At 72.0% G+C, this 24,210-nt stretch carries 23 protein-coding genes and 1 riboswitch; of the genes, 13 read left to right on the top strand and 10 right to left on the bottom strand.

The genetic code is table 11. The features are described 5' to 3' along the window. The first annotated feature begins 30 nt into the window (after positions 1-30). Genes OG194_RS34785 through OG194_RS34775 form a run of 3 tightly spaced genes read left to right on the top strand, consistent with a single transcriptional unit; the run spans position 31 to position 4,789 of the window. Positions 31-1,056, top strand: a complete 1,026-nt coding sequence (locus tag OG194_RS34785; protein WP_327404727.1) for an AAA family ATPase — start codon at positions 31-33, stop codon at positions 1,054-1,056. After that, positions 1,056-2,411 (top strand): DUF58 domain-containing protein, encoded by a 1,356-nt coding sequence (locus tag OG194_RS34780; protein WP_327404726.1) that lies wholly within the window; start codon positions 1,056-1,058, stop codon positions 2,409-2,411. Before OG194_RS34785 ends, OG194_RS34780 begins: the two co-directional genes overlap by 1 nt. Next, on the top strand, positions 2,408-4,789 hold the full coding sequence (locus OG194_RS34775; RefSeq protein WP_327404725.1) for a transglutaminase TgpA family protein: 2,382 nt from the start codon (positions 2,408-2,410) through the stop codon (positions 4,787-4,789). Before OG194_RS34780 ends, OG194_RS34775 begins: the two co-directional genes overlap by 4 nt. Before the next feature lie 113 nt (positions 4,790-4,902). Here OG194_RS34775 and OG194_RS34770 read toward each other — a convergent pair whose 3' ends face one another. The 3 genes from OG194_RS34770 to OG194_RS34760 form a co-directional block, all read right to left on the bottom strand. Continuing rightward, on the bottom strand, positions 4,903-5,301 hold the full coding sequence (locus OG194_RS34770) for a DUF3040 domain-containing protein (protein ID WP_327404724.1): 399 nt from the start codon (positions 5,299-5,301) through the stop codon (positions 4,903-4,905). Positions 5,302-5,578: 277 nt separating this feature from the next. After that, positions 5,579-6,349 (bottom strand): methyltransferase, encoded by a 771-nt coding sequence (locus tag OG194_RS34765; protein ID WP_327404723.1) that lies wholly within the window; start codon positions 6,347-6,349, stop codon positions 5,579-5,581. Between the two features lie 293 nt (positions 6,350-6,642). Next, positions 6,643-7,182 (bottom strand): SAV_6107 family HEPN domain-containing protein, encoded by a 540-nt coding sequence (locus tag OG194_RS34760; RefSeq protein ID WP_019062337.1) that lies wholly within the window; start codon positions 7,180-7,182, stop codon positions 6,643-6,645. Positions 7,183-7,362: 180 nt separating this feature from the next. Between OG194_RS34760 and OG194_RS34755 the strand changes: the two genes are divergently transcribed. The 5 genes from OG194_RS34755 (at position 7,363) to OG194_RS34735 (ending at position 13,377) form a co-directional block, all read left to right on the top strand. Beyond that, the gene (locus OG194_RS34755) at positions 7,363-8,055 is read left to right on the top strand and encodes an ATP-binding cassette domain-containing protein (protein ID WP_327404722.1); all 693 of its coding nucleotides are present in this window, start codon (positions 7,363-7,365) and stop codon (positions 8,053-8,055) included. Further along, positions 8,027-10,111, top strand: a complete 2,085-nt coding sequence (locus OG194_RS34750; protein ID WP_327404721.1) for a YhgE/Pip domain-containing protein — start codon at positions 8,027-8,029, stop codon at positions 10,109-10,111. The genes OG194_RS34755 and OG194_RS34750 overlap by 29 nt, the downstream gene beginning before the upstream one ends. Before the next feature lie 62 nt (positions 10,112-10,173). Next, on the top strand, positions 10,174-10,803 hold the full coding sequence (locus OG194_RS34745) for a TetR/AcrR family transcriptional regulator (protein ID WP_327404720.1): 630 nt from the start codon (positions 10,174-10,176) through the stop codon (positions 10,801-10,803). Positions 10,804-11,181: 378 nt separating this feature from the next. Further along, positions 11,182-11,820 carry a DUF4126 domain-containing protein gene (locus tag OG194_RS34740; RefSeq protein ID WP_327404719.1) on the top strand — a complete coding sequence of 213 codons (639 nt, stop codon included), beginning with the start codon at positions 11,182-11,184 and terminating at the stop codon, positions 11,818-11,820. A gap of 45 nt (positions 11,821-11,865) precedes the next feature. Beyond that, a complete protein-coding gene (locus OG194_RS34735) occupies positions 11,866-13,377 on the top strand; it encodes a phytoene desaturase family protein (RefSeq protein WP_327404718.1) in 1,512 nt (503 codons plus the stop codon). Positions 13,378-13,380: 3 nt separating this feature from the next. Here the strand turns inward: OG194_RS34735 and OG194_RS34730 are convergent, their stop codons facing one another. The 6 genes from OG194_RS34730 to OG194_RS34705 all read right to left on the bottom strand — a co-directional run bounded on the left by OG194_RS34730 (position 13,381) and on the right by OG194_RS34705 (position 18,307). Then, a complete protein-coding gene (locus tag OG194_RS34730; protein ID WP_327404717.1) occupies positions 13,381-14,379 on the bottom strand; it encodes an SCO2102 family sporulation regulator in 999 nt (332 codons plus the stop codon). Positions 14,380-14,435: 56 nt separating this feature from the next. Beyond that, the gene (metF, locus tag OG194_RS34725; protein ID WP_327404716.1) at positions 14,436-15,359 is read right to left on the bottom strand and encodes a methylenetetrahydrofolate reductase [NAD(P)H]; all 924 of its coding nucleotides are present in this window, start codon (positions 15,357-15,359) and stop codon (positions 14,436-14,438) included. A 122-nt stretch (positions 15,360-15,481) separates the two neighbouring features. After that, positions 15,482-16,141 (bottom strand): thiamine phosphate synthase, encoded by a 660-nt coding sequence (gene thiE, locus OG194_RS34720; protein WP_327404715.1) that lies wholly within the window; start codon positions 16,139-16,141, stop codon positions 15,482-15,484. A 118-nt stretch (positions 16,142-16,259) separates the two neighbouring features. Further along, the gene (locus OG194_RS34715; RefSeq protein WP_327404714.1) at positions 16,260-16,631 is read right to left on the bottom strand and encodes an Rv2175c family DNA-binding protein; all 372 of its coding nucleotides are present in this window, start codon (positions 16,629-16,631) and stop codon (positions 16,260-16,262) included. A gap of 63 nt (positions 16,632-16,694) precedes the next feature. Next, a complete protein-coding gene (locus OG194_RS34710) occupies positions 16,695-17,924 on the bottom strand; it encodes an NAD(P)/FAD-dependent oxidoreductase (protein ID WP_327404713.1) in 1,230 nt (409 codons plus the stop codon). Positions 17,925-17,968: 44 nt separating this feature from the next. Then, positions 17,969-18,307, bottom strand: a complete 339-nt coding sequence (locus tag OG194_RS34705) for a hypothetical protein (protein ID WP_327404712.1) — start codon at positions 18,305-18,307, stop codon at positions 17,969-17,971. 51 nt (positions 18,308-18,358) lie between these two features. After that, positions 18,359-18,470: riboswitch (TPP riboswitch) on the top strand. On the opposite strand from OG194_RS34705, the gene thiO reads away from it, so the two are divergent. The 5 genes from thiO (at position 18,468) to OG194_RS34680 (ending at position 23,701) form a co-directional block, all read left to right on the top strand. Then, on the top strand, positions 18,468-19,631 hold the full coding sequence (gene thiO, locus OG194_RS34700) for a glycine oxidase ThiO (protein ID WP_327404711.1): 1,164 nt from the start codon (positions 18,468-18,470) through the stop codon (positions 19,629-19,631). (Overlaps the previous riboswitch by 3 nt.) Then, positions 19,628-19,828, top strand: coding sequence for a sulfur carrier protein ThiS (thiS, locus tag OG194_RS34695; RefSeq protein ID WP_327404710.1), 201 nt, complete (start codon positions 19,628-19,630; stop codon positions 19,826-19,828). Before thiO ends, thiS begins: the two co-directional genes overlap by 4 nt. Before the next feature lie 3 nt (positions 19,829-19,831). Then, complete coding sequence (locus OG194_RS34690) at positions 19,832-20,626, top strand: thiazole synthase (RefSeq protein ID WP_327404709.1); 795 nt, start codon at positions 19,832-19,834, stop codon at positions 20,624-20,626. A gap of 179 nt (positions 20,627-20,805) precedes the next feature. Then, positions 20,806-22,761, top strand: coding sequence for a Stk1 family PASTA domain-containing Ser/Thr kinase (gene pknB / locus OG194_RS34685; protein ID WP_327404708.1), 1,956 nt, complete (start codon positions 20,806-20,808; stop codon positions 22,759-22,761). 34 nt (positions 22,762-22,795) lie between these two features. Continuing rightward, entirely contained in the window at positions 22,796-23,701 is a 906-nt protein-coding gene (locus OG194_RS34680) for a deoxyribonuclease IV (protein ID WP_327404707.1), read from the top strand. Positions 23,702-23,715: 14 nt separating this feature from the next. Here OG194_RS34680 and OG194_RS34675 read toward each other — a convergent pair whose 3' ends face one another. Continuing rightward, on the bottom strand, positions 23,716-24,207 hold the full coding sequence (locus tag OG194_RS34675) for a Pycsar system effector family protein (protein WP_327404706.1): 492 nt from the start codon (positions 24,205-24,207) through the stop codon (positions 23,716-23,718). Positions 24,208-24,210 lie beyond the last annotated feature (3 nt).

Here is a 24,210-nt window from a genome sequence, read left to right as displayed (position 1 = left end):
CCATGGAAAGAACGGGCCGAGGAGGGCCGGGTGACGACCTATGACGATCGAGCGAGCCTTACAGATCTGACCGCCACTGTGGAGCAAGTCCGCAGTTCGGTGGAAGGAGTGATCGAGGGCAAGCCCGAGGTCGTACGGCTTTCGCTGACCGTGCTGCTCGCCGAGGGACATCTTCTGATCGAGGACGTTCCGGGTGTGGGCAAGACAATGCTGGCCAAGGCGCTGGCGCGGTCGATCGACTGTTCGGTGCGGCGAATCCAGTTCACGCCCGACCTGCTGCCCTCGGACATCACCGGTGTGTCCATCTGGGACCAGCAGCAGCGGGACTTCGAGTTCAAACCGGGCGCGATCTTCGCGCAGATCGTGATCGGCGACGAGATCAACCGCGCCTCGCCGAAGACCCAGTCCGCGCTCCTGGAGTCCATGGAGGAGCGGCAGGTCACCATCGACGGCCAGACCTACGCGCTGCCCAGCCCCTTCATGGTGGTCGCCACGCAGAACCCGGTCGAGATGGAGGGCACCTATCCGCTGCCCGAGGCGCAGCGCGACCGCTTCATGGCCCGGGTCTCCATCGGCTATCCCAGCGCGGAGGCCGAGTTGCAGATGCTGGACATCCACGGCGGGGCGAGCCCGCTGGACGACCTCCAGCCCGTGGCCCACGCGCACGACATCGTCAAGCTGGTCGAGGCGGTCCGCGGCGTCCATGTCGCCGACCCGGTGCGCAGGTACGCGGTGGACCTGGTCTCCGCCACCCGCAACCACCCCGACCTCAGACTCGGCGCCTCCCCGCGCGCGACGCTGCACCTGCTGCGCGCGGCGAAGGCCTCCGCCGCCCTGAGCGGCCGTGAGTACGCGCTGCCGGACGACATCCAGGCGCTCGCGGTCGCGGTCCTGGCGCACCGCCTGCTGCCCACCGCGCAGGCCCAGCTGAACCGTCGTACGGCGGAGCAGGTCGTCCAGGAGATCCTCCAGCGCACCCCCGTGCCGGCGGCGCCGGCCCCGCAGAGCGGCCTGGGTCTCGGGGCGTACGGGCAGCAGCAGCCCCGGAGGCTGTGATGACCACCGGGGAGGCGGAGACCGACCGGGACGAGAAGGGCGGTGTCCGTACGGCCCTGGCCGGGCTGACGACCCGTGGACGTTCCTTCCTGGCCGCCGGTATCGCCGCCGCGGTGTGCGCGTACGTCCTGGGGCAGAGCGATCTGCTCCGGGTCGGGCTGCTGCTCGCGGTGCTGCCCCTGGTCTGCGCGACCGTGCTCTACCGCACCCGCTACCGGGTGGCCGGCAGCCGCCGGCTCTCCCCCGCGCGCGTGCCCGCCGGCAGCGAGGCCCGCGTCCATCTGCGGATGGACAACGTCTCCCGGCTGCCCACGGGCCTGCTGATGCTCCAGGACCGGGTGCCGTACGTGCTCGGTCCGCGCCCCCGGTTCGTCCTGGACCGGGTCGAGGCGGGCGGCCGGCGCGAGGTGTCCTACCGGGTCCGCTCCGACCTGCGCGGCCGCTACCCCCTGGGCCCGCTCCAGCTCCGTCTGACGGACCCCTTCGGGATGTGCGAGCTGACCCGCTCCTTCTCGACCTTCGACACCCTCACGGTCATCCCGCGCGTGGAGGCCCTCCCCCCGGTCCGCCTCAGCGGCGAGGCCAAGGGCTACGGCGACGGCCGGAACCGCTCGCTGGCCCTGGCGGGCGAGGACGACGTGATCCCGCGCGGTTACCGCTACGGCGACGACCTGCGCCGCGTGCACTGGCGCTCCACCGCGCGCTACGGCGAGCTGATGGTGCGCCGCGAGGAGCAGCCGCAGCGCGCCCGTTGCACGGTCCTGCTCGACACCCGGGGCATCGCCTTCGCGGGCCAGGGCCCGGACTCGGCCTTCGAGTGGGCCGTCTCCGGCGCCGCCTCCGTCCTGGTGCACATGCTGGAACGGGGCTTCTCCGTACGGCTGTTGAGCGACACCGGCAACTCGGTGCCGGGCCAGGACGCCGACGGGTTCGCGGGCGCGAGCCAGGAGTCGGCGGACGCGGCCGGGCTGATGATGGACACCCTCGCGGTGATCGACCACTCGGACGGCTCGGGCCTGTCCCGGGCCTACGACGTTCTGCGCGGCGGGAACGAAGGGCTGCTGGTGGCCTTCTTCGGCGACCTCGACGAGGAACAGGCGGCGGTGGTCGCGCGGATGCGCCAGCGCAGCGGGGGCGCCCTCGCCTTCGTGCTGGACAGCGACGGCTGGGTGCGTGAGTCGACCGGTGTCCCCGGTGCCGGGGACGAGCCCGATGAGCGGCTGCGGCTGCTGCGCGACGCGGGCTGGACCGCCGTGGGTGTGCCGCGTGGCGCCTCGCTGACCGATCTGTGGCAACAGGCCGACCGGGAGCGCAACGGCATCACCGCGACCGGCCTCGGGGAGGGATGGGCATGAGCGGGCGGGCACGACTGGCGATCTGCGCCTGGGTGGCCACACTGATGGCGTCCTGCGCCATGCTCCCCCTGGTGTCCCCGGCGACCTGGATCATCCAGGCCGCCTTCATGCTGGCGATCCAGACCGGCGTGGGCGCGGCGACCCGGCGGGTGCCGCTGGCCCGGCCGCTGACCGTCGCGGCGCAGGCCCTGGTCACGCTGCTGATGCTGACCCTGGTCTTCGCGCACGCGCAGGCCCTCGCCGGGTTCGTCCCGGGCCCCGAGGCCTTCCAGCACTTCGCCGACCTGCTCCAGCAGGGCTCCGACGACGTCTCCCGGTACGCGATCCCGGCACCGCTGCACGACGGCATCCGGCTGATGCTCATCGGCGGTGTCCTGGTGATCGGCCTCGCGGTGGACACCCTCGCGGTCACCTTCCGCAGCGCGGCCCCGGCCGGACTGCCACTGCTCGCGCTGTACTCGGTCGCCGCCGGATTGTCCGAAAGCAGCGTCAGCTGGCTGTGGTTCCTGCTCGCCGCGGCCGGCTATCTGATGCTGCTGCTGGCCGAGGGCCGGGACCGGCTCGCCCAGTGGGGCCGCGTCTTCGGCGGGGCGCCCCGCACCACCCCGGGCTCGGACTCCTCTGGCCCGCTCGCCCCCGTCCGCACCGGGCGCCGGATCGGCGCGGTCGCGATGGCCATCGCCCTGCTGCCGCTGCCCACCATCTCGGGCGGCCTGCTGGACGCCGCCGGGACCGGCGTGGGCGCGGGCAACGGAAGCGGCGGCACGATCTCGGCGGTCAACCCGCTGGTCTCGCTGCGCGACAGCCTGAACGTGGACGAGAACCGCCAGGTCCTGTCCGTGCGCACCAACACGAACGACATCTCGGACATGTATCTGCGGATCGTGTCCCTGGACGACTTCGACGGCACCACCTGGAAGCCGTCCCAACGGCACATCCAGGGTGTGCCGAACACGTTCCCCACCCCGACCGGTCTCGGCGCCGACATCAAGCGCTCGGAGATCAAGACCCGGATCTCGGCCGCGGACTGGTACGCCCAGGACTGGCTGCCGATGCCGTACCCGCCCAGCGGCGTGAGCATCGACGGCAGTTGGCGCTACGAGCCGGTGGGCATGACGGTCGTCGGCGATCACGGACAGAACACCCGCGGGGTGACCTACCAGGTCACCAGCCTCGACGTACAGCCGACCGCGGAGCAACTGGCCACGGCGCCGGAGCCGTCGGCGGCCCTGCGGAACCAGTACACGAAGGTGCCGAAGTCGCTCCCGGCGGTCGTGGCCGACACCGCCCGCAAGGTCACCGCGGGCTCGACCAGTCACTACGAGCAGGCGGTCAAGCTCCAGGACTACTTCGCGGTGACCGGCGGCTTCCAGTACGACACCCAGGTGGACGTCGGCACCGGCCGCGACGCGATCGCCAAGTTCCTCAAGGACAAGCAGGGTTTCTGCGTCCACTTCTCCTTCGCGATGGCGGCGATGGCCCGCACCCTGGGCATCCCGGCCCGGGTCGCGGTGGGCTTCGCGCCGGGCACCCCGGAGGCCAACGGCTCGGTGTCGGTGGGCCTGAAGGACGCGCACGCCTGGCCCGAGCTGTACTTCGAGGGCGTGGGCTGGACCCGCTTCGAGCCGACCCCGAACCGGGGCTCGGTGCCGTCGTACACCCAGTCGACCACGCCCGGCAGCGACGTCCCGGACCCGGCCCTCCCCTCGACCTCGACGAGCACGGCGCCCTCCGCGGCCCCCTCGGCGAGCGAGAGCTGCACGGCCCAGCTGCGGAAGCTGGACGGCTGCACGAGCCAGGCCCCGGCGCTCGCGACGGGCGATGACCCGCGCGGCCCCTGGTCGTACGTACAGCTGGTGGCGCTGGGCCTGGGCGCGCTCCTGCTGCTGACGATCCCGTTCTCGCCGATGCTGTGGCGGACCCGGATGCGCTCCGTACGGCTGGGAGCGCACGGTCGTACGGAGGCGGACGCGGCGGTCCACACGCTGGCGGTGTGGGAGGAACTGACCGATACCGCCTGGGACTTCGGGATCTCGCCCGACGAGTCGCTGACTCCGCGCAGGGCGGCGGCGCGGATCGTGGAACTCGGGCATCTCGATCCGCCGTCGGCCGCCTCGGTGCACCGCGTGGCGGACGCCGTGGAGCAGGTCCTGTACGCGCCTCGGCCGCAGCTCGCGGCGGGGCTCGCGAAGGACGTGCGCCAGGTGGCCGTCGGGTTCCAGGACACGTCCGGCCGCGCCACACGGCTGCGCGCACTGGTCGCCCCGCGCTCGACCGTCCGGGTGGTGTGGATGCTGTCGGCCTGGTGGACGTCGGTGACGACACGGGCGGCAGCGCTACGGCCGACCCTGCGCAAGCCGTCCGGACAGCGGGGCTAGCGGGCAGGGCAGAGCAGGAGAGCAGGGCACACGGGAGGGGGTGACCACCGGTCCGGTGGTCACCCCCTCGCTCGTGTCTGAGGAGCGCCGCGTGTGCTGCGGGGCCGGTGCTGCTACTGGCCGCCCTGTTGCTCGTCGCGGCGGCGCTGCCAGCGCTGCTCGATACGATCCATCACCGAGCGCCGCTGCCGTCCCTGGCTGCGGGCGTGCGGAGCGCCTGCGGCGGGCTGTTCGCCAGGCTTGGGGGCCTTGCGCCAACCGGTCACGGCGAGTACCGCGCAGCCCAGCATGACGAGGAATCCCACCACGCTGACCCAAATCTGCAGCGTGACCATGCCGGCGATGAGGAGCGCGATACCTACGAGAAAGCCGGCCACTGCCTGGTAGACCCGTCGCCGGGTGTACGTGCGCAGGCCGCTTCCTTCGAGCGCTGTCGCGAACTTGGGGTCTTCGGCGTACAGCGCTCGCTCCATCTGCTCAAGCATTCGCTGCTCGTGCTCCGAGAGCGGCACGGAGTCCTCCTCATCGTGCAGTCGCCGGGGCGACCCGGGGGGTCCCTTCAGGATAGGCAGGGAATCGCCCCCGTGAAACCCGCCCCTCTACGCCAATTGGCCAACCGGAATCCGTCATAGCCGTTCCGACTCGCTGAAGCTTCCATTCCCCAGGAGTCGTCCCGTCATGCCGGGCGGTCTCCCTCGATCATACGGCGCCGGGCCCGCGATCGGGGGGCCTGTGGCGTACTCCATGTGCTGTCGAGCCCCTGATCAGGGGTCCGGCGCGGGAGGCCACTCACGCCTCGACCGCACCCCGCGTCTCGCCGAGCACATGAAGCTGCGTGGCCACGGAGTGGTACGCCGGGAGCTCGGCCGCCGCGGCCTCCAGCTTCAGCAGCGCGTCCAGGGCGCCGGGCTCGGTGTCCACGAGGACTCCGGGAACCAGATCGGCGAAGACCCGCACCCCGTGCACGGCGCCGACGTCCAGGCCCGCGCCCTCGACGTACGCGGCGAGTTGCTCGGCGGTGAAACGGTGCGGGACGGGGTCGGCGTCGCCCCAGCGGCCGTTCGGGTCGTCGAGGGCCTGGCGCGCTTCCTTGAAGTGGCCGGCGAGGGCGCGCGCGAGCACGGCACCGCCGAGTCCGGCGGCGAGCAGGCTGAGGACGCCCTCGGGGCGCAGCGCGGCCACCACCGTGCGGACGCCCTCGGCGGGATCGTCCACGTACTCCAGGACGCCGTGGCACAGCACCGCGTCGTAGCCGCCGCGCTCGACCACGTCGAAGAGGCCGTGCGCGTCGCCCTGGACGCCCCGCACGCGGTCGGCGACACCGGCCTCGGCGGCGCGGCGCTCCAGCGCGAACAGCGCGTTCGGGCTGGGGTCGACGACGGTGACGCGGTGCCCGAGGCGGGCGACGGGCACCGCGAAGTTGCCGCTGCCGCCTCCGGTGTCGAGGACGTCCAGCGCGTCCCGACCCGTGGCCTTGACCCGGCGGTCGAGGGCGTCCTGCAGGACGTCCCAGACCACGGCGGTACGGAGGGAGGCGCGGGGGCGGCTCGGGTCCGACACGGCAGTTGACTCCTCGGCGCGGCACCGCCTGTGCACGGCGGAGCGAACGGGCTGCCTCCCCGGCCCGGGTGCGGGCGGGTGGAAGGCTTCAGGCGCCTTCCACCCTATTGCCTCCGATGCCGTACCTGGTCATGCGTCTCGCGCCTGAGCGCTCCGCTGGTAGAGCGGTGATGAACCTGCCGGCCGGTGGGGGCTGGTCGCGCGCACGCGGCGGAACCGCATATCGACACAGCCCCGCGCCCCTTTGGGCGCCGCACCTCGCCGCGCCTCGCCGGAGTTCGCCCAGGCGCCGCTCACCCCGCGCGGTCCCCCGGCCGCTCCGGGTCCTGGCGTGGCTGGGGCAGGACCGGCTGGAGGACGAGCATGCGCTCGACCAGGCGCAGGAACATCGCCACGTCGCGTATGAGGTCGTCGGCGTCCCGGCGGGTCGCCGCGCCCTGGATGCCCGCCTCGGCCCGCGCGCGGCGCCGGGCGCCGGAGGCGAACAGGGCGCTCCACTCGGTGAGTTCGGGCGCGATCTCGGGGAGCACTTCCCAGGCGCTGCGGATACGGCCGCGGCGCCGGGCCGTGGGCTCGGGCTGGACCCGCGCGGCGAGTACCGCGGCGGCGGTGCGCAGGGCGGCCAAGTGGGCTGTGGCGTAGCGCTCGTTCGACGTTTCGAGGACGGCTGCCTCGTCCAGTCCCGCACGGGCCTGGGCGAGGAGGTCGAGGGCGGCGGGCGGGGCCGTGGCCCGGCGGAGCACGGGGTGCACGTCGCTCGCCGGGCCGGTCAGTGAGGGGGCAGGGCCGGCGGCGCGGCGCCGACGGGCGGCGGCTGCGGACGGATGGGCCATGACGAACCTCCTGTCGTCGTGTGACGGCACGCCCAGTCAGGTAGTGCCGTATGTGCCCATCGTGAGGTATGGCACTGACAATCCGTTCTGACCTGCGCTTTTGCTTCGATCGAAGGTTCGGGTTACTTTTTGCACTGACCAGTCAGTTCAAAAGAATTCGGCAACAGGGGATGGGGAACCGTGGGTGGGGTCGGTGTCGCAGCCGAGGACTTCGGGGTCGAGGGGCCGCGCGGCTGGGCGTTCCGGGGGATCTCCCTGGACGCCGGGCCCGGGTCGCTGATCGCCGTGGAAGGGCCGTCCGGGTCCGGGCGTACGAGCCTGCTGCTCGCGCTCACCGGGCGGATGAAGGCGTCCGAAGGGACCGCCACCGTGGGCGAGTTCACGCTCCCGAAGCAGTCGGCGGCCGTACGGCGGATCAGCGCGCTGGCGAATGTCACCGGGGTCACCGACCTCGAACCGGCACTGACCGTCGGTGAGCACCTGCGTGAACGGGCGCTGCTGCAAAGGCGGTTCGGGGACTCCGTACGCGGGCTGCTGCGGCCCCGCACCGAGCGCGCCGTCGAGGCCGGGCTGCGGATCGAGCGGGCCCTGACCGCCGCCGGACTCGACCGCGGGACGCTGCCCAAGGGCGCCCGAACCGCAGTACGGGATCTGGAGCGGCCGCAAGAAGTGCGGCTGTCCATCGCGTTGGCACTCATCGGGCGGCCCGTGCTGCTCGGGGTGGACGACGTCGACCTCAAGCTCTCGGTTGCCGAACGGACCGAGATCTGGGACCTGTTGAGGTCCCTTGCGGATTCCGGAACGACTGTCGTAGCGGTGTCCACCGAGGGGACGGAGAAGGCCGATGCACGCGCCCAGACTGGCCGCGCTTGAGTTGAAGCGCTTCGGCAGGGGGAAGTTGCCGCGCGCGGCTCTCGTCGCCCTGCTATTGCTGCCGCTGCTCTACGGAGCCCTGTATCTGTGGTCCTTCTGGGACCCGTACGGCCGTCTGGACCGCATCCCCGTGGCGCTCGTCAACGACGACAAGGGGGCGAGCGCCGACGGGAAGAAGGTCACGGCGGGCGACGACATCACCCGGGGGCTGCGCGACAGCGGGACGTTCGACTGGCACGAGGTGAGTGCGGCCGCCGCGCGGAAGGGCGTCGAGGACGGCACGTACTACCTGTCGCTGACCATGCCGGCCGACTTCAGTGAACGCGTCACCTCCAGTGCGGGCGACTCCCCGGAGACGGGCGCGCTCCAGGTGCGGACGAACGACGCGAACAACTACATCGTCGGGCAGATCTCCCGGACGGTGTTCAGCGAGGTGCGGTCGGCCGCGTCCACCAAGGCCTCGCGGACCTTCCTGGACCGGATCTTCGTCTCGTTCTCCGACATCCACGGCCAGACCGTGAAGGCGGCCGACGGCGCCGACAGGCTCAAGGGCGGCATCGGTACGGCCGAGGAGGGCTCCAAGGATCTCGCCGACGGCCTGAAGGACGCCAAGAAGGGCAGCGGCAAGCTCTCCAAGGGCCTGAAGAAGCTCGACACGGGCGCGGGCGACCTGGCGGACGGTTCGCGGCAGGTGGCGGCAGGGACGCAGACCCTCGCCGACACCGTCAACGGGGTGGCCGACAAAGTGGGGCCCTTCCTGAAGGACAACGAGAAGACCATCGGGGACACGGCTCAGTTGGTCGCCGACTCGGCCAGGACCATCCGCGCCAACCTGGGCACCCTCGTGAAGACGGCTCCGGTCGCAGCCAAGGGCGCGCACGCGGCCTCGGACACCCTGGACGAGGTCTACAAGGCGCGCTGCGAAAGCATCGTCCTGAAGGATGACGCCTGTCCCGACCTGAAGAAGGCCGCCACGGCCGCCTCCGATGTGGCGAAGGTCGCCGATGACGTCAACAGCCTGGTCGTCGACCAGAACGGCGACCTGAAGAAGCTCGACGCGAACCTGGCCACGCTCCAGACGCAGGCCCAGGCGCTCGCCGACCACGCCCCGCACCTCTCCGAGGACCTCGACGACGCGGTGGCCAAGGTCAACAGGCTGAACGACGGCGCCTCGAAGGTCGCCGCCGGCGCCAAGACCCTGCACACCGGGCTCGGCACGGCCAAGACCGGCGCCGCCGACCTGGACACCGGCGTCGGCAGGCTCAGGACGGGCGCCGTGGACCTCAACGGCGGCCTGTACAAGCTCGTCGACGGCTCCGGGAAGCTCGCCGGCGGTCTGCACGACGGCGCCGCGCAGATCCCGGACTACGACAAGCAGGACCGCGACCAGCGCACCGGCGTCATGGCCGACCCGGTCCAACTGGTCACCCAGGACCTGCACAAGGCGCCCAACTACGGCACCGGATTCGCCCCGTACTTCATCCCGCTGTCCCTGTGGGTGGGCGCGATGGTGGCCTACATGCTGATCGCGCCCATGAACCGGCGCGCACTCGCCGCCGGTGCCTCGGCCTGGCGGATCGCGCTCGCGGGGTGGCTGCCGGTGGTCGCGGTCGGGGTCCTCCAGACGGTGGCCCTGATGGCCGTACTGCACTGGGCGATCGGCCTGGAGATGGCACACGCGGCCGGCACGGTCGGCTTCCTGTTCCTGGTGACGGCGTGCTTCGCGGCCATCGTCCAGTGGCTGAACGCACACTTCGGAGCGGCGGGCCGGATCCTCGTACTCGCCCTGCTGATGCTCCAGTTGACGTCGGCGGGCGGCACCTATCCGGTGCAGACCAGTCCCGGTTTCTTCAACGCGATCCACCCCTTCCTGCCGATGAGTTACGTCGTCGAGGCTCTACGGCGGCTCATCACGGGCGGTGGCCTGGGACCCGTGTGGCACGCGTGCGTGGTGCTCGTCGCCTTCACCGCCGGGGCTCTCGCGCTGACCGCGCTGTCGGCGCGCCGCCGCCAGGTGTGGACGCTGGACCGGCTGCACCCGGAGCTGAGCCTGTGACCGCGCGCGGGACCTCGACACCCGTGCCCGGCGCGGGAGCCGGGCCTGTGACAATCAGGCCCATGGAAAGCAGCAGCACCCCGTCGGGCGGCAGCACGCGCCGCGAGGCCACCCGGCAGAAGCTCTACGAGGCGGCCGTCACGCTCATCGCCGAACAGGGCTTCTCCGCCACCACGGTGGACGAGATCGCCGAGCGTGCCGGGGTCGCGAAGGGCACCGTCTACTACAACTTCGCCAGCAAGTCCGTCCTCTTCGAGGAGTTGCTGCGGCACGGCGTGGGCCTCCTCACCGCCTCGCTGCGGGAGGCGGCCGAGCAGACCGCGCGGGACGGCGGCAGCAAGGTCGACGCCCTGGACGCGATGGTCCGCGCGGGCCTCGTCTTCATCGCCCACTACCCGTCCTTCACGCAGCTGTACGTGGCCGAGCTGTGGCGCACCAACCGCGCCTGGCAGTCCACGCTCATGGTGGTGCGGCAGCAGGTGAACGCGGCGATCGAGGACGTGCTGCACGCGGGCGTGGCCAACGGCGAGTTCAGTCCGGAGATCGATGTCCGGCTGACCGCGGCCGCGCTGATCGGCATGGTCGTGGTGGCCGCCCTGGACTGGCAGTCGTTCCAGCCGGAGCGCTCCCTGGACGACGTCCACGCGGCGCTGTCCCGGCTGCTCCAGGGGCGGGTCAGCGGCGGCCGCTGACGGCGGCACCCGGACAACGCGCACACAGAAGCGCCGGTCCGCTGTGGCCGCGTCCCCCGCGGGCCACCTCGAACCGGCGCTCCCTTGCGCTCCCCCGTACGTTCCCCCTGTCGGAACCCCCGTCGGTCGGTCCAGGGTTCCCCCGTGCCTCGCTTCCGCCGAAGGTTCGGCGGAAGGAGCGGCCAAGGGCGCGGGCCCCGTTCCGCCGCCCCGTGTCGGCGGTTCCGGAGCCGCGCCCCTTTCCGTGCCCCTACTCTCTCGTTCGCGCAGGTCGCACCCCATCCGCGCGCGTACTCAACTCACTCCCTAGGTACGGATACTCAGCCGTACGCACTCAGGCCCAGGACGCCAAGTTGCCGAGTGGTTACTATCGCCTCCGTGTCCGTACTCCCCCTGGTCTTCACCAGCGGCTGGGCCAGCGGCATCAACGCGTACGCGGTGGTGCTGCTGCTCGGGATCTTCGGCGCGACCGGAGTGACCGACGCGGTCCCCGAGTCGCTGCAACGCCCTGAGGTCCTCGTCACAGCGGGCGTCCTGTTCCTGTGCGAGGCCGTCGCCGACAAGATCCCCTACGTCGACTCCCTGTGGGACTCCGTGCACACGGTGATCCGGCCGGCCGCCGGGGCGTGGGTCGGGGCGGTGCTCGCGGGCCACAGCGGTTCGATGAACGATGTCGTGGCGGGCCTGATCGGCGGTTCGTCGGCGCTGGCCAGCCATACCGTCAAGGCCGGGACGCGGATGGCGATCAACACCTCGCCGGAGCCGTTCAGCAACGTGATCATGAGCTTCGCGGAGGATCTCGGCGTCGGCGGGATCGTGTCGTTCGCGATGTTCCATCCCCAGGCGGCGGCGATCATCGCGGCCGTACTGCTGGTGGCCGGACTCACGGTCCTGTTCTTCCTGGTCTCCCGGATCCGCCGCTTCCTGCGCCGCCGGGCCCAGCGCCGGGAGGAGAGACGGCTCGCCTCGCAGGCGGGACACCCACCCGGCCGGCCGCCGGACCCGCCACCGTGGTGACAGCCCGTGGCCGGACTGTCAGTGGCGGCCGATAAAGTCGCGGGCATGGCACGGATTGCGGTGATCGGCGCCGGCATGGGCGCGATGGCGGCCGCTGCCCGGCTGGCCGTCGCGGGCCACCGGGTGGCGGTGTACGAGCGTACGGAGACGTACGGCGGTGCGGTGCGCCGTTTCGAGCGGGACGGGTTCTCCTTCGACGCCGGCCCCGGTCTGCTGCCCGTGCCCGCGGTCTACCGCGACCTGTTCATCAAGACCGGCAAGGAGCCGCTGGAGGACCTGGTCGAGCTGGTCCAGGTCGACCCGTCGTCCCGGCACGTCTTCGCGGACGGTACGGAGGTGTCGTTGCCGAACGCCTCCCGCGCGGGTGTCGTCACGGCCCTGGACGAGGCCCTGGGCGGCGGCGCGGGGCAGCGCTGGGGCGACTTCCTGATCCGGGCCCGCGAGGCCTGGGACCGCACCCGCAGGCCCCTCCTGGAGGAGCCCCTGTGGATCGACTGGTCGGTGCTGGCCGACCAGGAGCCGTATCCGGCGGTCCCGCACAAGAAGCTGCTGCGCACCCGGCGGGCGGGCACCCTCGCCGAGATCGGCGCCTGGGAACTACGCGACGAGCGCCTGACGGCCCTTCTGGAGAGCCACGCGCTCGCGTACGGCCTCGATCCCCGCACCGCACCGGCGAGCGCGGCCGTGCTGCCGTACATGGAGCACGCCTTCGGCACCTGGTATGTGCGGGGCGGCATAAGGGAGTTGGCCCGCGCGGTGTACGAGCGGTGTGTGGCGAGGAGGGTCGAGTTCGTCTTCGGGGCCGAGGTCACCCGGGTGCTGGAGAAGGACGGGCGGGCGGCCGGGGTGGAGCTGGCCGACGGGACGGTGGTCGACGCGGACCATGTCGTCGCGGACGTGGACCCCGCGCGGCTGCGGGCCCTGACGGAGCGTCCGCTGGACGAGGACGGTGATGTGCGGGCCGACGCGGACTCACCCCGGCCGGTGCGGTGCACGCTCCTGCTGGCTCTGCGTGGCCCGCGCGAGGACGGGGCCGTTCACCGGACGGTGGTCCACGCCCCGGACCGCGAGGCCGAGTTGGACCTCCTGGCCTCCCCCGGCGGCGACGAGCCCCGCTGCCCCACGGTGACGGTGCTGCGGCCCGACGACCCCGCGCTCCGGCCGGACGACGACCACGAATCCGCGGTCGTGTCCGCCGTGCTGTCGGGCGAGGCCGGCTGGGACGACGAGGGCACGGTCGGGCGGTACACGGACTTGCTCCTGGAAGCCGCCGGGCGGGCCGTACCGGGGCTGCGGGAGCGCCTGTTGTGGCACGAGGTGCGTACCCCGCAGCACACGGAGAGTGAGACGGGCGCCCGCTTCGGAGCCGTGCCCGCGCCTTCGCTCGCCGCCGGGCGGGGCCGTTTCCTGCACCCGGCGAACACCACGCGCGTGCCCGGGCTCTACCGGGTCGGCGGCTGGTCCCATCCCGGCGGCGGGCTTGCGCACGCCGGGATGTCGGGAGCGCTGGTCGCCGGACTGATCGTGGAGGGACCCCGGTTCAAGGGGTCTCAGTAGGCTTCAGAAACGGTACTGCTCGTCGTAGCCGGGGCCCGACTGCGGTTGCTGCTGCGGCTGTTGCTGGCCGTCGCCCTGGTAGGGGTACTGCTGCTCCGGCGGCATTTCACCGCCGTACGTCTCGTCGTTGCGCTGCTGCGGGACCCACACCCCGCCGGCCGGGGTCTCGCCGCCGTAGCCGGCGTTGCCGTACTGGTCCTGCGTGTAGCCCTGTTGGGGATACTGCTGCTGCCCGTCGTAGCCCGTGTCGTAACCGGTGCCGCCGTAGGTCTGCGTGCCGATGTACGGGTCGGAGTAGGCGGCGTACTGCTGCTGGCCGGTCGTGTCGTAGCCGTACTGCTGCTGGTCGTAGCCCGTGTAGGTGTTGTCGTAGCCGTAGTTCTGGTCGGCCGCCGCGTAGGCCTGGTCCTGGGTCTGGCCCGCGGCAGCCGCGGCGTACGCCTGGTCGGTGCCCTCGTAGTTGGGGTCCGTGGCGTTCGCGTACGCGGTGGCGTTGTACACGCCGTAGGAACCGGTGTCGTCCGGGAGGGGCTGCGGCTCGTAGACCGAGGTGGTCTCGGCGGCCGTGGGGGCGACGGGGCGGTTCGGGGTGAACACGTCGTCGCGGTCGTAGTCGTCGTCCTGGCCGTAGGCGGGCTTGTTCTGGCCGTACTCCTGGAAGCCGCTCTCCGCCCCTTCGAGGCCGGAGGCGTCCAAGTCCTGCTCGTCGGGCTCGCCGCGGCGGCGCTTGAGGCCGCCCGCGCCCGGTCGGCCGGAGACCGCCCAGCCGGCTTCGAAGCCGCGGCGGAACGACAGCGTGACGTAGGTCTGGCCGACGGCGAACGCCACGGCGCCCAGGCCGATCACGACGACGGAGGGAATCAGCACTCCGAGGACGACGCCCAGGAAGCCGACGAAAGCGAGCAGTCGCCAGCGCAGGCGTGCCTTGTACTGCAGCAGCACCTCACCGAGCAACCACAGTGCGACGACGCCGAACGCGATGTAGAGGACCGTCCAGCCCATGTACGCCCCTCTCCCAGTGGCCGCTACGCAGTGTGTCGTATTCCGGAGCGACCGGTCTAGGCCCGCGGTGGGTGGTGCAGGCCCAAGTTCTCGTAGATTTCGAGTGACGCCGTGGAGCTGTTGAGCGTGATGAAGTGAAGTCCGGGGACTCCCTCGGCCAGCAGCCGGGCGCAGAACTCGGTGGCGAACTCGATTCCGATCGAGCGTACAGCGGCCGGATCGTCTTTGGCTGTGAGGATTCGCTCTTTCAGAGCGGCCGGGATGTCGGCGTTGCTGAGCTGCGGCAACCGCTCCAGCATCCGCACGCTGGTCACCGGCATGACCTCGGGGATGACCGGGGTCCCGCAGCCCGCGGCCTCGACGCGGTCGCGCAGCCGCAGATACGACTCGGGTTCGAAGAACATCTGCGTGACGGCGTAGTCGGCGCCGGCCCGGCACTTGTCGACGAAGTGCGCGACGTCCGTGTCCCAGTCCGGGGAGCGCGGGTGCATCTCCGGGAAGGCGGCGACGCCGACGCAGAAATCGCCCGACTCCTTGATGAGCCGCACCAGTTCGGCCGCGTACGTCAGCCCCTGCGGGTGCGCCACCCAGTCGGCCATGGGGTCGCCGGGCGGGTCGCCGCGCACGGCGAGGATGTTGCGGATGCCCGCGTCGGCGTACTGGCCGATGATGTTGCGCAGTTCGGCGACGGAGTGGTTGACCGCGGTGAGGTGGGCGACCGGGGTGAGCGTGGTGTCGGCGACGATCTGCTCGGTCTCCCGGACGGTGCCCGCGCGCGTGGAGCCGCCGGCGCCGTAGGTCACCGAGACGAAGTCGGGGGCGACCGCCTCGACCCGCCGCAACGCGCTCCACAGGTTCCGCTCGCCCTTGGGGGTCTTCGGCGCGGAGAACTCGAACGAGTACGTCGCTTTGCCGGTCGCGAGCATGTCCCGAACGGTGCGTGCGCGATCAGTCCTGGTCGATGCGGTTCCGAAGGCCATACCCGCAGGTTAGTCAGGGGGCGGCGGTCACCCAACCGGAAGTGGGAATTTGCCTGGTTTGTCGCCCTCTTGTCCACCCATCGGACAACAGCGCGACTTTCTGGACGCCTGCTGGACGCCTGTCAGAGCTGCCGCAGCCGCTTCGCGAACTCCGCCGCCGCCGCGCCCGGGTCGTCGGCCTCCGTGATCGCCCGTACGACGACGACGCGGCGGGCGCCCGCTTCGAGGACCTCGTCGAGGGTGCCCAGGTCGATGCCGCCGATGGCGAACCAGGGACGGTCGGTGCCCAGGGCGGCCGTGTACCGGACCAGGTCGAGGCCGGGGGCGTGCCGGCCGGGCTTGGTGGGGGTGGGCCAGCACGGGCCCGTGCAGAAGTAGTCCACGCCCTCCTGGACGGCGGCCGCCGCCGCTTCGGACTCGGCGTGCGTGGAGCGGCCGATCAGGATGTCCTCGCCGAGGATCGCGCGGGCCGCGGGGACCGGGAGGTCGCCCTGGCCCAGGTGCAGGACATCGGCGCCGGCGGCGTGGGCGACGTCCGCGCGGTCGTTGACCGCGAGGAGCCTCCCGTGCCGGGCGCAGGCGTCGGCGAACACCTGGAGGTGCTCCAGTTCCTCGGCGGCCTCCATGCCCTTGTCGCGCAGCTGCACGATGTCGACCCCGCCGGCCAGGACCGCGTCCAGGAACTCCGCGAGGTCGCCCTGGCGTCGGCGGGCGTCCGTGCAGAGGTAGACCCGGGCGTCGGCGAGTTCCGCGCGGGCTGCGGCTGCGGCGGTGTCGGGCATGGGTGTGTCCCCCGTTGTCCTGCTGGTCGGGTGGTGGTGTCGCGTACGGGCCGCGGGCAGGGCCTTTCCAGGCAGGCCCTCGCGTCACCGCGGCCCGTACACCGGTCGGTCGTGCGGGTCAGACGGCGAGCGCCTGGGCGCGGCGCTTCACCTCCGTGCCGCGATTCTCACTCAGGGCCTGCGCGGGGGTACCGGGCAGGCTGGGGTCGGGGGTGAAGAGCCATTCGAGCATCTCTTCGTCGGAGAAGCCGTCGTCCCGCAGGAGCGTCAGGGTCCCCGTGAGGCCCTTGACGACCTTCTGCTCGGCCCCGTCGATGAAGGCGGCGGGGACGTGCAGCGCACGGTTCTCACCACGGCGTACGGCGATGACTTGGCCGTCCTTGACCAGCTGCCGCACGCGTGTCACCTCGATATCGAACATTTCTGCGATGTCGGGCAGCGTGAGCCAGGCGGGGACGAGAGCATCGATCTTTGCGTCAATCTCGGTCACGTAAACAGCGTGCCATCCCGGACTGACAGTCGGAAGTCGGGCCGGTCCGACCCGGGGGACGAACTAGGCGATAGCCGCCTTCATCGGCAGAGAAGCATCGGCCAGCAGTGCGTGATCCATGGGCGTGGCCGACTCGATCAGGCGGCGGCCCTGGGCCAGGTCACGGGGGCGGCCGACCGCCAGGAGGGCCACCAGACGGTCCTCGCGCAGCCAGCAGACGCTCCAGGCGGGGGTGGTCGGGTCGCCGCGCCACAGGGTGGTGTCGGCGGACGCGTGGTGGCCGGCGTACTGGACGAACCGGCCGAACTGCTCCGACCAGAAGTACGGCACCGGGTCGTAGACCGCCGGGGTCTCCCCCACGATGTTCGCGGCGACCGTGCGCGGCCCCTGGAGGGCGTTGTCCCAGTGGTGGACGAGAAGTCGCTCGCCGTACCTCCCCGAAGGGAAGGAGGCGCAGTCGCCGACCGCGTACACGTCCGGCACCGAGGTGCGCAGTCCGGCGTCGGCCAGGACCTCGCGGTGCGCGCCCAGTTCGATGCCGGAGCCCGCCAGCCAGGCGGTGGCGGGGCGGGCGCCGATACCGACCACGACGGCGCCCGCGGGCAGCCGTGAGCCGTCGTCGAGGACCACCTCGCCGGGTTCGACGTGCGCCACGCGTGCGTGCGTCCGCAGCGAGGCCCCGGCTGCGGCGTACCAGGCGGCCATCGGCGCGGCCACCTCGGCGGGCAGCGCGCCCGCGAGCGGCCGGTCCGCGGCCTCTACGACGGTCACCGCGCAGCCCGCCTCACGCGCGGCCGTGGCGAACTCGGCGCCGATCCAGCCCGCGCCGACGACCACGATGTCGTGCTGCCGCGCGAGCACCGGGCGCAGCCGCTCGGCGTCGTCCAGGGTGCGCAGCAGATGTACTCCGGGGATGCCGTCGGCGCCAGGCAGCCGGATCGGTTCGGCACCGGTGGCGAGCACGAGGACGTCGTAGGGCACCGGGCCCTCGGCGGTGTCCAGTTCGTGGTCGGCGGGGCGCACGCCCACGACCTCGCGCCCCAGCTGCACCTCGATGCCGAGCGCCTCGAAGTCGACGTCGAAGGCGGAGCCCTCGGCCTTGCCGAGCAGGACGGCCTTGGACAGCGGGGGCCGGTCGTACGGCTGATGGGGTTCCGCGCCGATCAGCGTGACGGTGCCGGTGAAGCCCTGGTCCCGTAGCGCGACCGCGGTCTGCACCCCGGCCATGCCCGCGCCGACGACGACCACGCGCCGCCCTGCCACCGTGCCCTGGTCCCGCGTCTGCTCGCTCACTCGATCACCATAGACACCTGACAATTTGTCAGTCAGCGGGCGCGTCAGGTGACCTGTTCCACAGTGCTGGTCCCGTTTCCCGGCTGAGACTCCCACTCCCAGGTCTCGTCGAGGCGAATGCGGCCGTCGGGCAACTCGACCACTTCGGACACGCAGTGCCCTGAGGACGTCGTCCCGTCCGTCTTCAACTGCACGTACCGGAAGTCCAATCGGTCCCCCGCGCGCGTGCCGACGAGACGCCCCCGTACGACGTCGCCGCCCGCGTACTCGGCCCAGATCTCGCCGTCCTTCTCGTGGTACGCGAACCGGGTGCGCGTACCGACCTGACCTGGGGCCTGGTCCGCGACGGGGGCGAGGACGAGACCGTCGAGCGAGCGGGCCATGGACAGAGGCTCCCTTACTGGCACACAGGGCACGGGCTAGGGTGGCAAACGTAAAGCACTCGCGGGAGTCCGGACGTACCGGGCTGAGAGGGAGGCTGGCGGCCTCCGACCGTACGAACCTGATCCGGGTCATGCCGGCGAAGGGAGGGGCTGGACGCCCATGCCTGCACACACCTCAGACGTCCTCGTCGTCGGGGGCGGGATCATCGGCCTGGTCACGGCCTGGCGCGCGGCCCAACGCGGCTTCGCCACGGCCGTGGTGGACCCGGAGCCGGGCGGCGGGGCCGCCCAGGTGGCCGCCGGGATGCTGGCCGCCGTCACCGAGCTCCACTACGGCGAACAGACCCTGCTCGCCCTCAACCTGGCCTCGGCGGACCGCTACCCGGACTTCGCAGCCGAGCTGACCGACCTCACCGGCCTCGACCTCGGTTACCGCCGCTGCGGCACGCTCGCCGTCGCCCTGGACGCCGACGACCGGGCCCATCTGCGCGAACTGCACGCCTTGCAGCACCAGTCGGGGCTCGACTCCGAGTGGCTGTCGGGGCGCGAGTGCCGGCGCCTGGAGCCGATGCTCGCGCCGGGCGTGCGCGGGGGGCTCAGGGTCGACGGCGACCACCAGGTCGACCCGCGGCGGCTGGCGCGCGCGCTGGTGGCCGCCTGCGAGCGCGCCGGGGTCGTCCTCCACCGGACGTGGGTCGAGCGGCTCACGGTCGAGCGGGACCGCGCCACGGGGGTCGTCACGCGCGAGGACGTCACCCTCGCCGCAGACCAAGTGGTGCTCGCGGGCGGCAGCCTCAGCGGGCAGCTGAAGGGGGTCCCTGACGACGTCCTGCCGCCCGTACGGCCCGTGAAGGGCCAGGTGCTGCGGCTGACCGTGCCGGAGCGGCACGCGCCCTTCCTGAGCCGGACCGTGCGGGCCGTGGTGCGCGGCAGCCAGGTGTACCTGGTGCCGCGCGAGAACGGCGAGCTGGTCGTCGGCGCGACCAGCGAGGAACTGGGCTGGGACACCACCGTGACCGCCGGCGGTGTCTACGAACTGCTGCGCGACGCCCACGAGTTGGTCCCCGGGATCACCGAACTCCCGCTCACCGAGACCCGCGCCGGACTGCGCCCCGGCTCCCCCGACAACGCGCCGCTGCTCGGCCCGACCGCCCTGCCGGGACTGCTGCTGGCCACCGGGCACTACCGCAACGGCGTGCTGCTCACCCCGGTCACCGGCGACGCCCTGGCGCACGCGCTCAGTACCGGTGAACTCCCGGACGAGGCACGCCCGTTCACCCCGAAGCGGTTCGCCCGCACGCACCTCGTGGAGCAGCCCGCATGAACATCTCCGTCAACGGCGAGCACCAGGAGATCGCTCCCGGCACGCCCCTCGACGTGCTCGTACGGTCCCTCACCCCGGCCCCCTCCGGAGTGGCCGCCGCCCTCAACGAAACCGTCGTCCCGCGCGCGGAGTGGCCATCGACCTCCCTCTCCGAGGGAGACCGCGTCGAGGTCCTCACCGCCGTCCAAGGAGGCTGACCCATGGCCGACGACCCCTTCGTCCTCGCCGGTACGTCCTTCACGTCCCGGTTGATCATGGGCACCGGGGGTGCCCCCAGCCTCGATGTCCTGGAGCGCGCGCTGGTGGCCTCCGGCACGGAACTCACGACGGTCGCGATGCGGCGCGTCGACGCCTCCGTGCACGGCTCGGTGCTGTCCGTGCTGGAGCGGCTCGGCATCCGGGTGCTGCCCAACACCGCGGGCTGCTTCACGGCGGGCGAGGCGGTGTTGACGGCCCGGCTGGCGCGGGAGGCGCTGGGGACCGCGCTGATCAAACTCGAAGTGATCGCGGACGAGCGCACATTGCTGCCGGACCCGATCGAACTCCTCGACGCCGCCGAGACGTTGGTCGACGACGGCTTCACCGTGCTGCCGTACACGAACGACGATCCCGTGCTGGCGCGGAAGCTGGAGGACGTCGGGTGTGCGGCGATCATGCCGCTCGGGTCGCCGATCGGTTCCGGGCTCGGGATCCGCAACCCGCACAACTTCCAGCTGATCACCGAGCACGCGCGTGTGCCGGTGATTCTGGACGCGGGGGCGGGTACGGCGTCCGACGCGGCGTTCGCGATGGAGCTGGGGTGTGCCGGTGTGATGCTCGCCTCGGCGGTGACGCGGGCGCGGGAACCGGTGCTGATGGCCTCCGGCATGAGGAGTGCGGTGGAGGCGGGGAGGTTGGCGTTCCGAGCGGGGCGTATCCCCCGTAGGCATTTCGCCGAGGCGTCCTCTCCTGCGGAGGGCCTGGCGGTGCTGGATCCTGAGCGGCCCGCTTTCTAGGCACCCTGCGCCGCACTTCCGTTTTGTCTCCCACCCGCGCACCACCCGTTTCCAGTCGGCCAAGAGGTGACCCAACCTGCGGGACTGCCCCGCCATTGGCGGCCGACCGCTCGTGGTATCCGTCACAGGTCCGCTTCAGTACCGCCTCGAAACCGGGCGAAAGGGCTGTCCTTTCAGCCATGGCTCGTACACTCACCTGCGTGGATACGACCCTTCATGACCCTCTCGTCGGGCAGTTGCTCGACGGCCGCTATCGCGTCGACGCGCGGATCGCCGTCGGCGGGATGGCCACGGTCTACCGGGCCGTGGACACCCGCCTGGACCGGGTTCTCGCGCTCAAGGTGATGCACCCGACGCTGGCGGCCGACGCCCACTTCGTGGACCGGTTCATCCGTGAGGCGAAGTCCGTGGCGCGGCTGGCGCATCCGAACGTGGTGCAGGTCTTCGACCAGGGCGCCGACCGGTCGTACGTCTATCTGGCGATGGAGTACGTCGCCGGCTGCACCCTGCGGGACGTGCTGCGCGAGCGCGGGGCGCTCCAGCCGCGGGCCGCCCTCGACATCCTGGAGCCGGTGCTGGCCGCGCTCGGTGCCGCGCACCGGGCCGGGTTCGTGCACCGGGACATGAAGCCGGAGAACGTGCTCATAGGAGACGACGGCCGGGTCAAGGTCGCCGACTTCGGGCTGGTCAGGTCCGTGGACACGGTGACCAGCACCACGGGGTCCGTGCTCGGCACGGTGTCGTATCTCGCGCCGGAGCAGATCGAGGGAACCACCGCCGACCCCCGGGTCGACGTGTACGCGTGCGGTGTCGTCCTGTACGAGATGCTCACCGGCCAGAAGCCGCACGACGGGGACTCCGCCGCGATCGTGCTCTACAAGCACCTGCACGAGGACGTCCCGCCGCCCTCGGCGCAGGTGCCGGGGCTGGCGTACGAGCTGGACGAGCTGGTCGCCACCGCCACCGCGCGCACCCCGGACCTGCGGCCGTACGACGCGGTCGCGCTGTTCGGTCTGGTCCGCGAGGCGCGGTCGGGGCTGAGCACCGAGCAGTTGGACGCGGTGCCGCCGCAGGCGCTGACCTCGGAGTATCCCGACGCCGAGAACCGTACGAGTGTGATCCCGCGCTCGCTGACCGTGCCACGTCCGCTGCCGGTCAACGAGGACGACGAGCCGGGTGACCGGTTCGACCGGACCAGCCGGTTCGAGAGCGGTCCGCCGCTGCCGCCCCGGCGGCGCGAGGCGCGGCGGCCCCGGCGGGGGCTGCTGGCGATCGTCGCCGCCCTGCTGCTGATCGTCGGGGTCGGGGCGGGCGTCTGGTACATCAACTCGGGTCAGTTCACCAAGGTCCCGCCGCTGCTGGCGAAGACCGAGGCACAGGCGCGGGAGCGGCTGAAGGACGCCGGTCTCGACGTCAAGAAGGTCGACCACGCGTACAGCGACACCGTGAAGCGCGGCACGGTCGTCAGCACCGACCCGGAGTCCGGCGCCCGCATCCGGAACAACGACTCGGTCGCCCTGACCATCTCGGACGGCCCGGAGACCGTGAACGTCCCCGACCTGACGGGCACCCGCCTGGCCAAGGCGCAGACCCTGCTGAAGCAGGACGGGCTGGCGGCCGGCATGGTCACCAGGGAGTTCAGCGACGACGTCCCCAAGGGCTTCGTGATCAGCACGGACCCGGAGGCGGGCACCAAGCGCCACGCGGGTTCGGCGATAGCCCTGACCGTCAGCAAGGGCAGCGCGGTCGACGTCCCCGACGTCACCGGCGAGGACCTGGAGGACGCGAAGTCGGACCTCCAGGAGGCCGGTCTCACCGTGAAGGTGTCGGACACCGAGATCACCTCGGAGTACGACGCGGGCCAGGTCGCCCAGCAGACCCCGGCCGGCGACGGCCGGGCCGCCGAGGGCGACACGGTGACGCTGACGCTGTCCAAGGGCCCGGAGATGGTCGAGGTCCCGAGCGTGGTCGGCGCGAGCGTCGACGCCGCGACGAAGCTCCTTGAGCAGTCCGGCTTCGAGGTCAAGGAGGACCGGGGCCTGCTCGGTCTGTTCGGCGACACCGTGAAGAGCCAGTCCGTGGACGCGGGCGAACAGGCCGCCAAGGGGTCGACGATCACGATCACCATCCGGTGACGGGGGCGGCACGCGCGCGTGACACCCTGGACGGGTGAGCAGCGAGTCCCCTTCCAGCGCCCCCGGGTTCCCCTCCCGCATCCCTTCCCGCAACCCGGTCGGCGGCCATGTCCCGGTCGCCGGCGGCCTCCACTCCGTAGGACTGTCCTACGCCCGTGAGCTGGCCGCCGAGACCGTGCAGGTCTTCGTCGCCAACCCGCGCGGCTGGGCAACACCGGTCGGGAACCCGCGCCAGGACGAGGAGTTCCGCGCGGCCTGCGAGGCCGAGTCGATCCCGGCGTACGTGCACGCTCCGTACCTGATCAACTTCGGCTCTCACACCCAGGCAACCGTGGAGAAGTCCGTCGATTCGCTACGGCACTCGCTGCGGCGCGGGCGGGAGATCGGCGCCCTCGGTGTCGTCGTGCACACCGGGAGCGCGACGGGCGGCCGGGAGCGGTCGGTGGCGCTGGCCCAGGTGCGGGAGCATCTGCTGCCGCTGCTGGACGAGTTGACCCACGACGACGACCCGTTCCTGCTCCTGGAGTCGACGGCCGGCCAGGGTTCCTCGCTCTGCTCCCGGACCTGGGACTTCGGGCCGTACTTCGAGGCGCTGGACGCCCATCCGAAGCTGGGCGTCTGCCTGGACACGTGCCACATCTTCGCCGCCGGGCACGACCTGACCGGCCCGAGCGGCATGCACCAGACCCTCGACCTGCTGGTGGACACGGTCGGCGAGGGCCGCCTGAAACTGATCCACGCCAACGACTCCAAGGACGTCGTCGGCGCCCACAAGGACCGCCACGAGAACATCGGCTCCGGCCACATCGGCGAGGACCCCTTCCGCGCCCTGATGACCCACCCGGCGACCGCGGGCGTACCGCTGGTCATCGAGACGCCCGGCGGCAAGGAGGGGCACGCGGCGGATGTGGAGCGGCTGAAGAAGCTGCGGGACGGCTGACGCCCGGGCCGTAGTCAGCCGGCACCCAGCGCGTACGCCCCCACCGCCAGCCCCGCGCCCAGCAGCGCCAACGCCCCGCGCAGGAAGCGGTACTTCGCCGCGAGGATCACGCTGACGTCCTGGAACTGCGTGAGCAGCCAGCGCACCGGGTCCCGGCCGGCCTCGGCGACACCGCGCAGCAGTGCCTCGGGGTCGTCGCGGGCCTCGACCGCGTCGGCGTAGAACGTCGGGCCCAGGGTCCTGCGTACCGTCCAGGTGCGGGGCAGGATCACCCCGAGCAGCAGGACGGTGCCGGCCGCCCACAGCACCGCGGCGCCCACGAGCAGCACCTGGCCGGTGCCGGAGACGCCGCCCGGCGCCCGGCCGCCGCCGATCAGCAGCGCGGGCACCGCCAGGGCACCGGAGAGCAGCACGGACGCCTTCACGTCCGCCCTGCCCAGGTCCTCCCGTACGGTGAGCAGCAGCCGCTCGGCGACGTACCGGGCGTCGGTGTCGGAGTCCGGCACCGC

It is taken from the genome of Streptomyces sp. NBC_01288, assembly GCF_035982055.1.
GTDB lineage: Bacteria > Actinomycetota > Actinomycetes > Streptomycetales > Streptomycetaceae > Streptomyces.
The sequence above is the reverse complement of the archived record's forward strand: the minus strand, read 5'-3'. Positions and strand labels throughout refer to the sequence as shown.

Coding starts and splice junctions, on each gene's coding strand:
- OG194_RS34780 (WP_327404726.1), top strand. CDS start 1,056: ATGACCACCGGGGAGGCGGAGACCGACCGGGACGAGAAGGGCGGTGTC.
- OG194_RS34775 (WP_327404725.1), top strand. CDS start 2,408: ATGAGCGGGCGGGCACGACTGGCGATCTGCGCCTGGGTGGCCACACTG.
- OG194_RS34760 (WP_019062337.1), bottom strand. CDS start 7,182: ATGGCCCATCCGTCCGCAGCCGCCGCCCGTCGGCGCCGCGCCGCCGGC.
- OG194_RS34750 (WP_327404721.1), top strand. CDS start 8,027: ATGCACGCGCCCAGACTGGCCGCGCTTGAGTTGAAGCGCTTCGGCAGG.
- OG194_RS34745 (WP_327404720.1), top strand. CDS start 10,174: ATGGAAAGCAGCAGCACCCCGTCGGGCGGCAGCACGCGCCGCGAGGCC.
- OG194_RS34735 (WP_327404718.1), top strand. CDS start 11,866: ATGGCACGGATTGCGGTGATCGGCGCCGGCATGGGCGCGATGGCGGCC.
- OG194_RS34730 (WP_327404717.1), bottom strand. CDS start 14,379: ATGGGCTGGACGGTCCTCTACATCGCGTTCGGCGTCGTCGCACTGTGG.
- metF (WP_327404716.1), bottom strand. CDS start 15,359: ATGGCCTTCGGAACCGCATCGACCAGGACTGATCGCGCACGCACCGTT.
- thiE (WP_327404715.1), bottom strand. CDS start 16,141: ATGCCCGACACCGCCGCAGCCGCAGCCCGCGCGGAACTCGCCGACGCC.
- OG194_RS34705 (WP_327404712.1), bottom strand. CDS start 18,307: ATGGCCCGCTCGCTCGACGGTCTCGTCCTCGCCCCCGTCGCGGACCAG.
- thiO (WP_327404711.1), top strand. CDS start 18,468: ATGCCTGCACACACCTCAGACGTCCTCGTCGTCGGGGGCGGGATCATC.
- thiS (WP_327404710.1), top strand. CDS start 19,628: ATGAACATCTCCGTCAACGGCGAGCACCAGGAGATCGCTCCCGGCACG.
- OG194_RS34690 (WP_327404709.1), top strand. CDS start 19,832: ATGGCCGACGACCCCTTCGTCCTCGCCGGTACGTCCTTCACGTCCCGG.
- pknB (WP_327404708.1), top strand. CDS start 20,806: ATGGCTCGTACACTCACCTGCGTGGATACGACCCTTCATGACCCTCTC.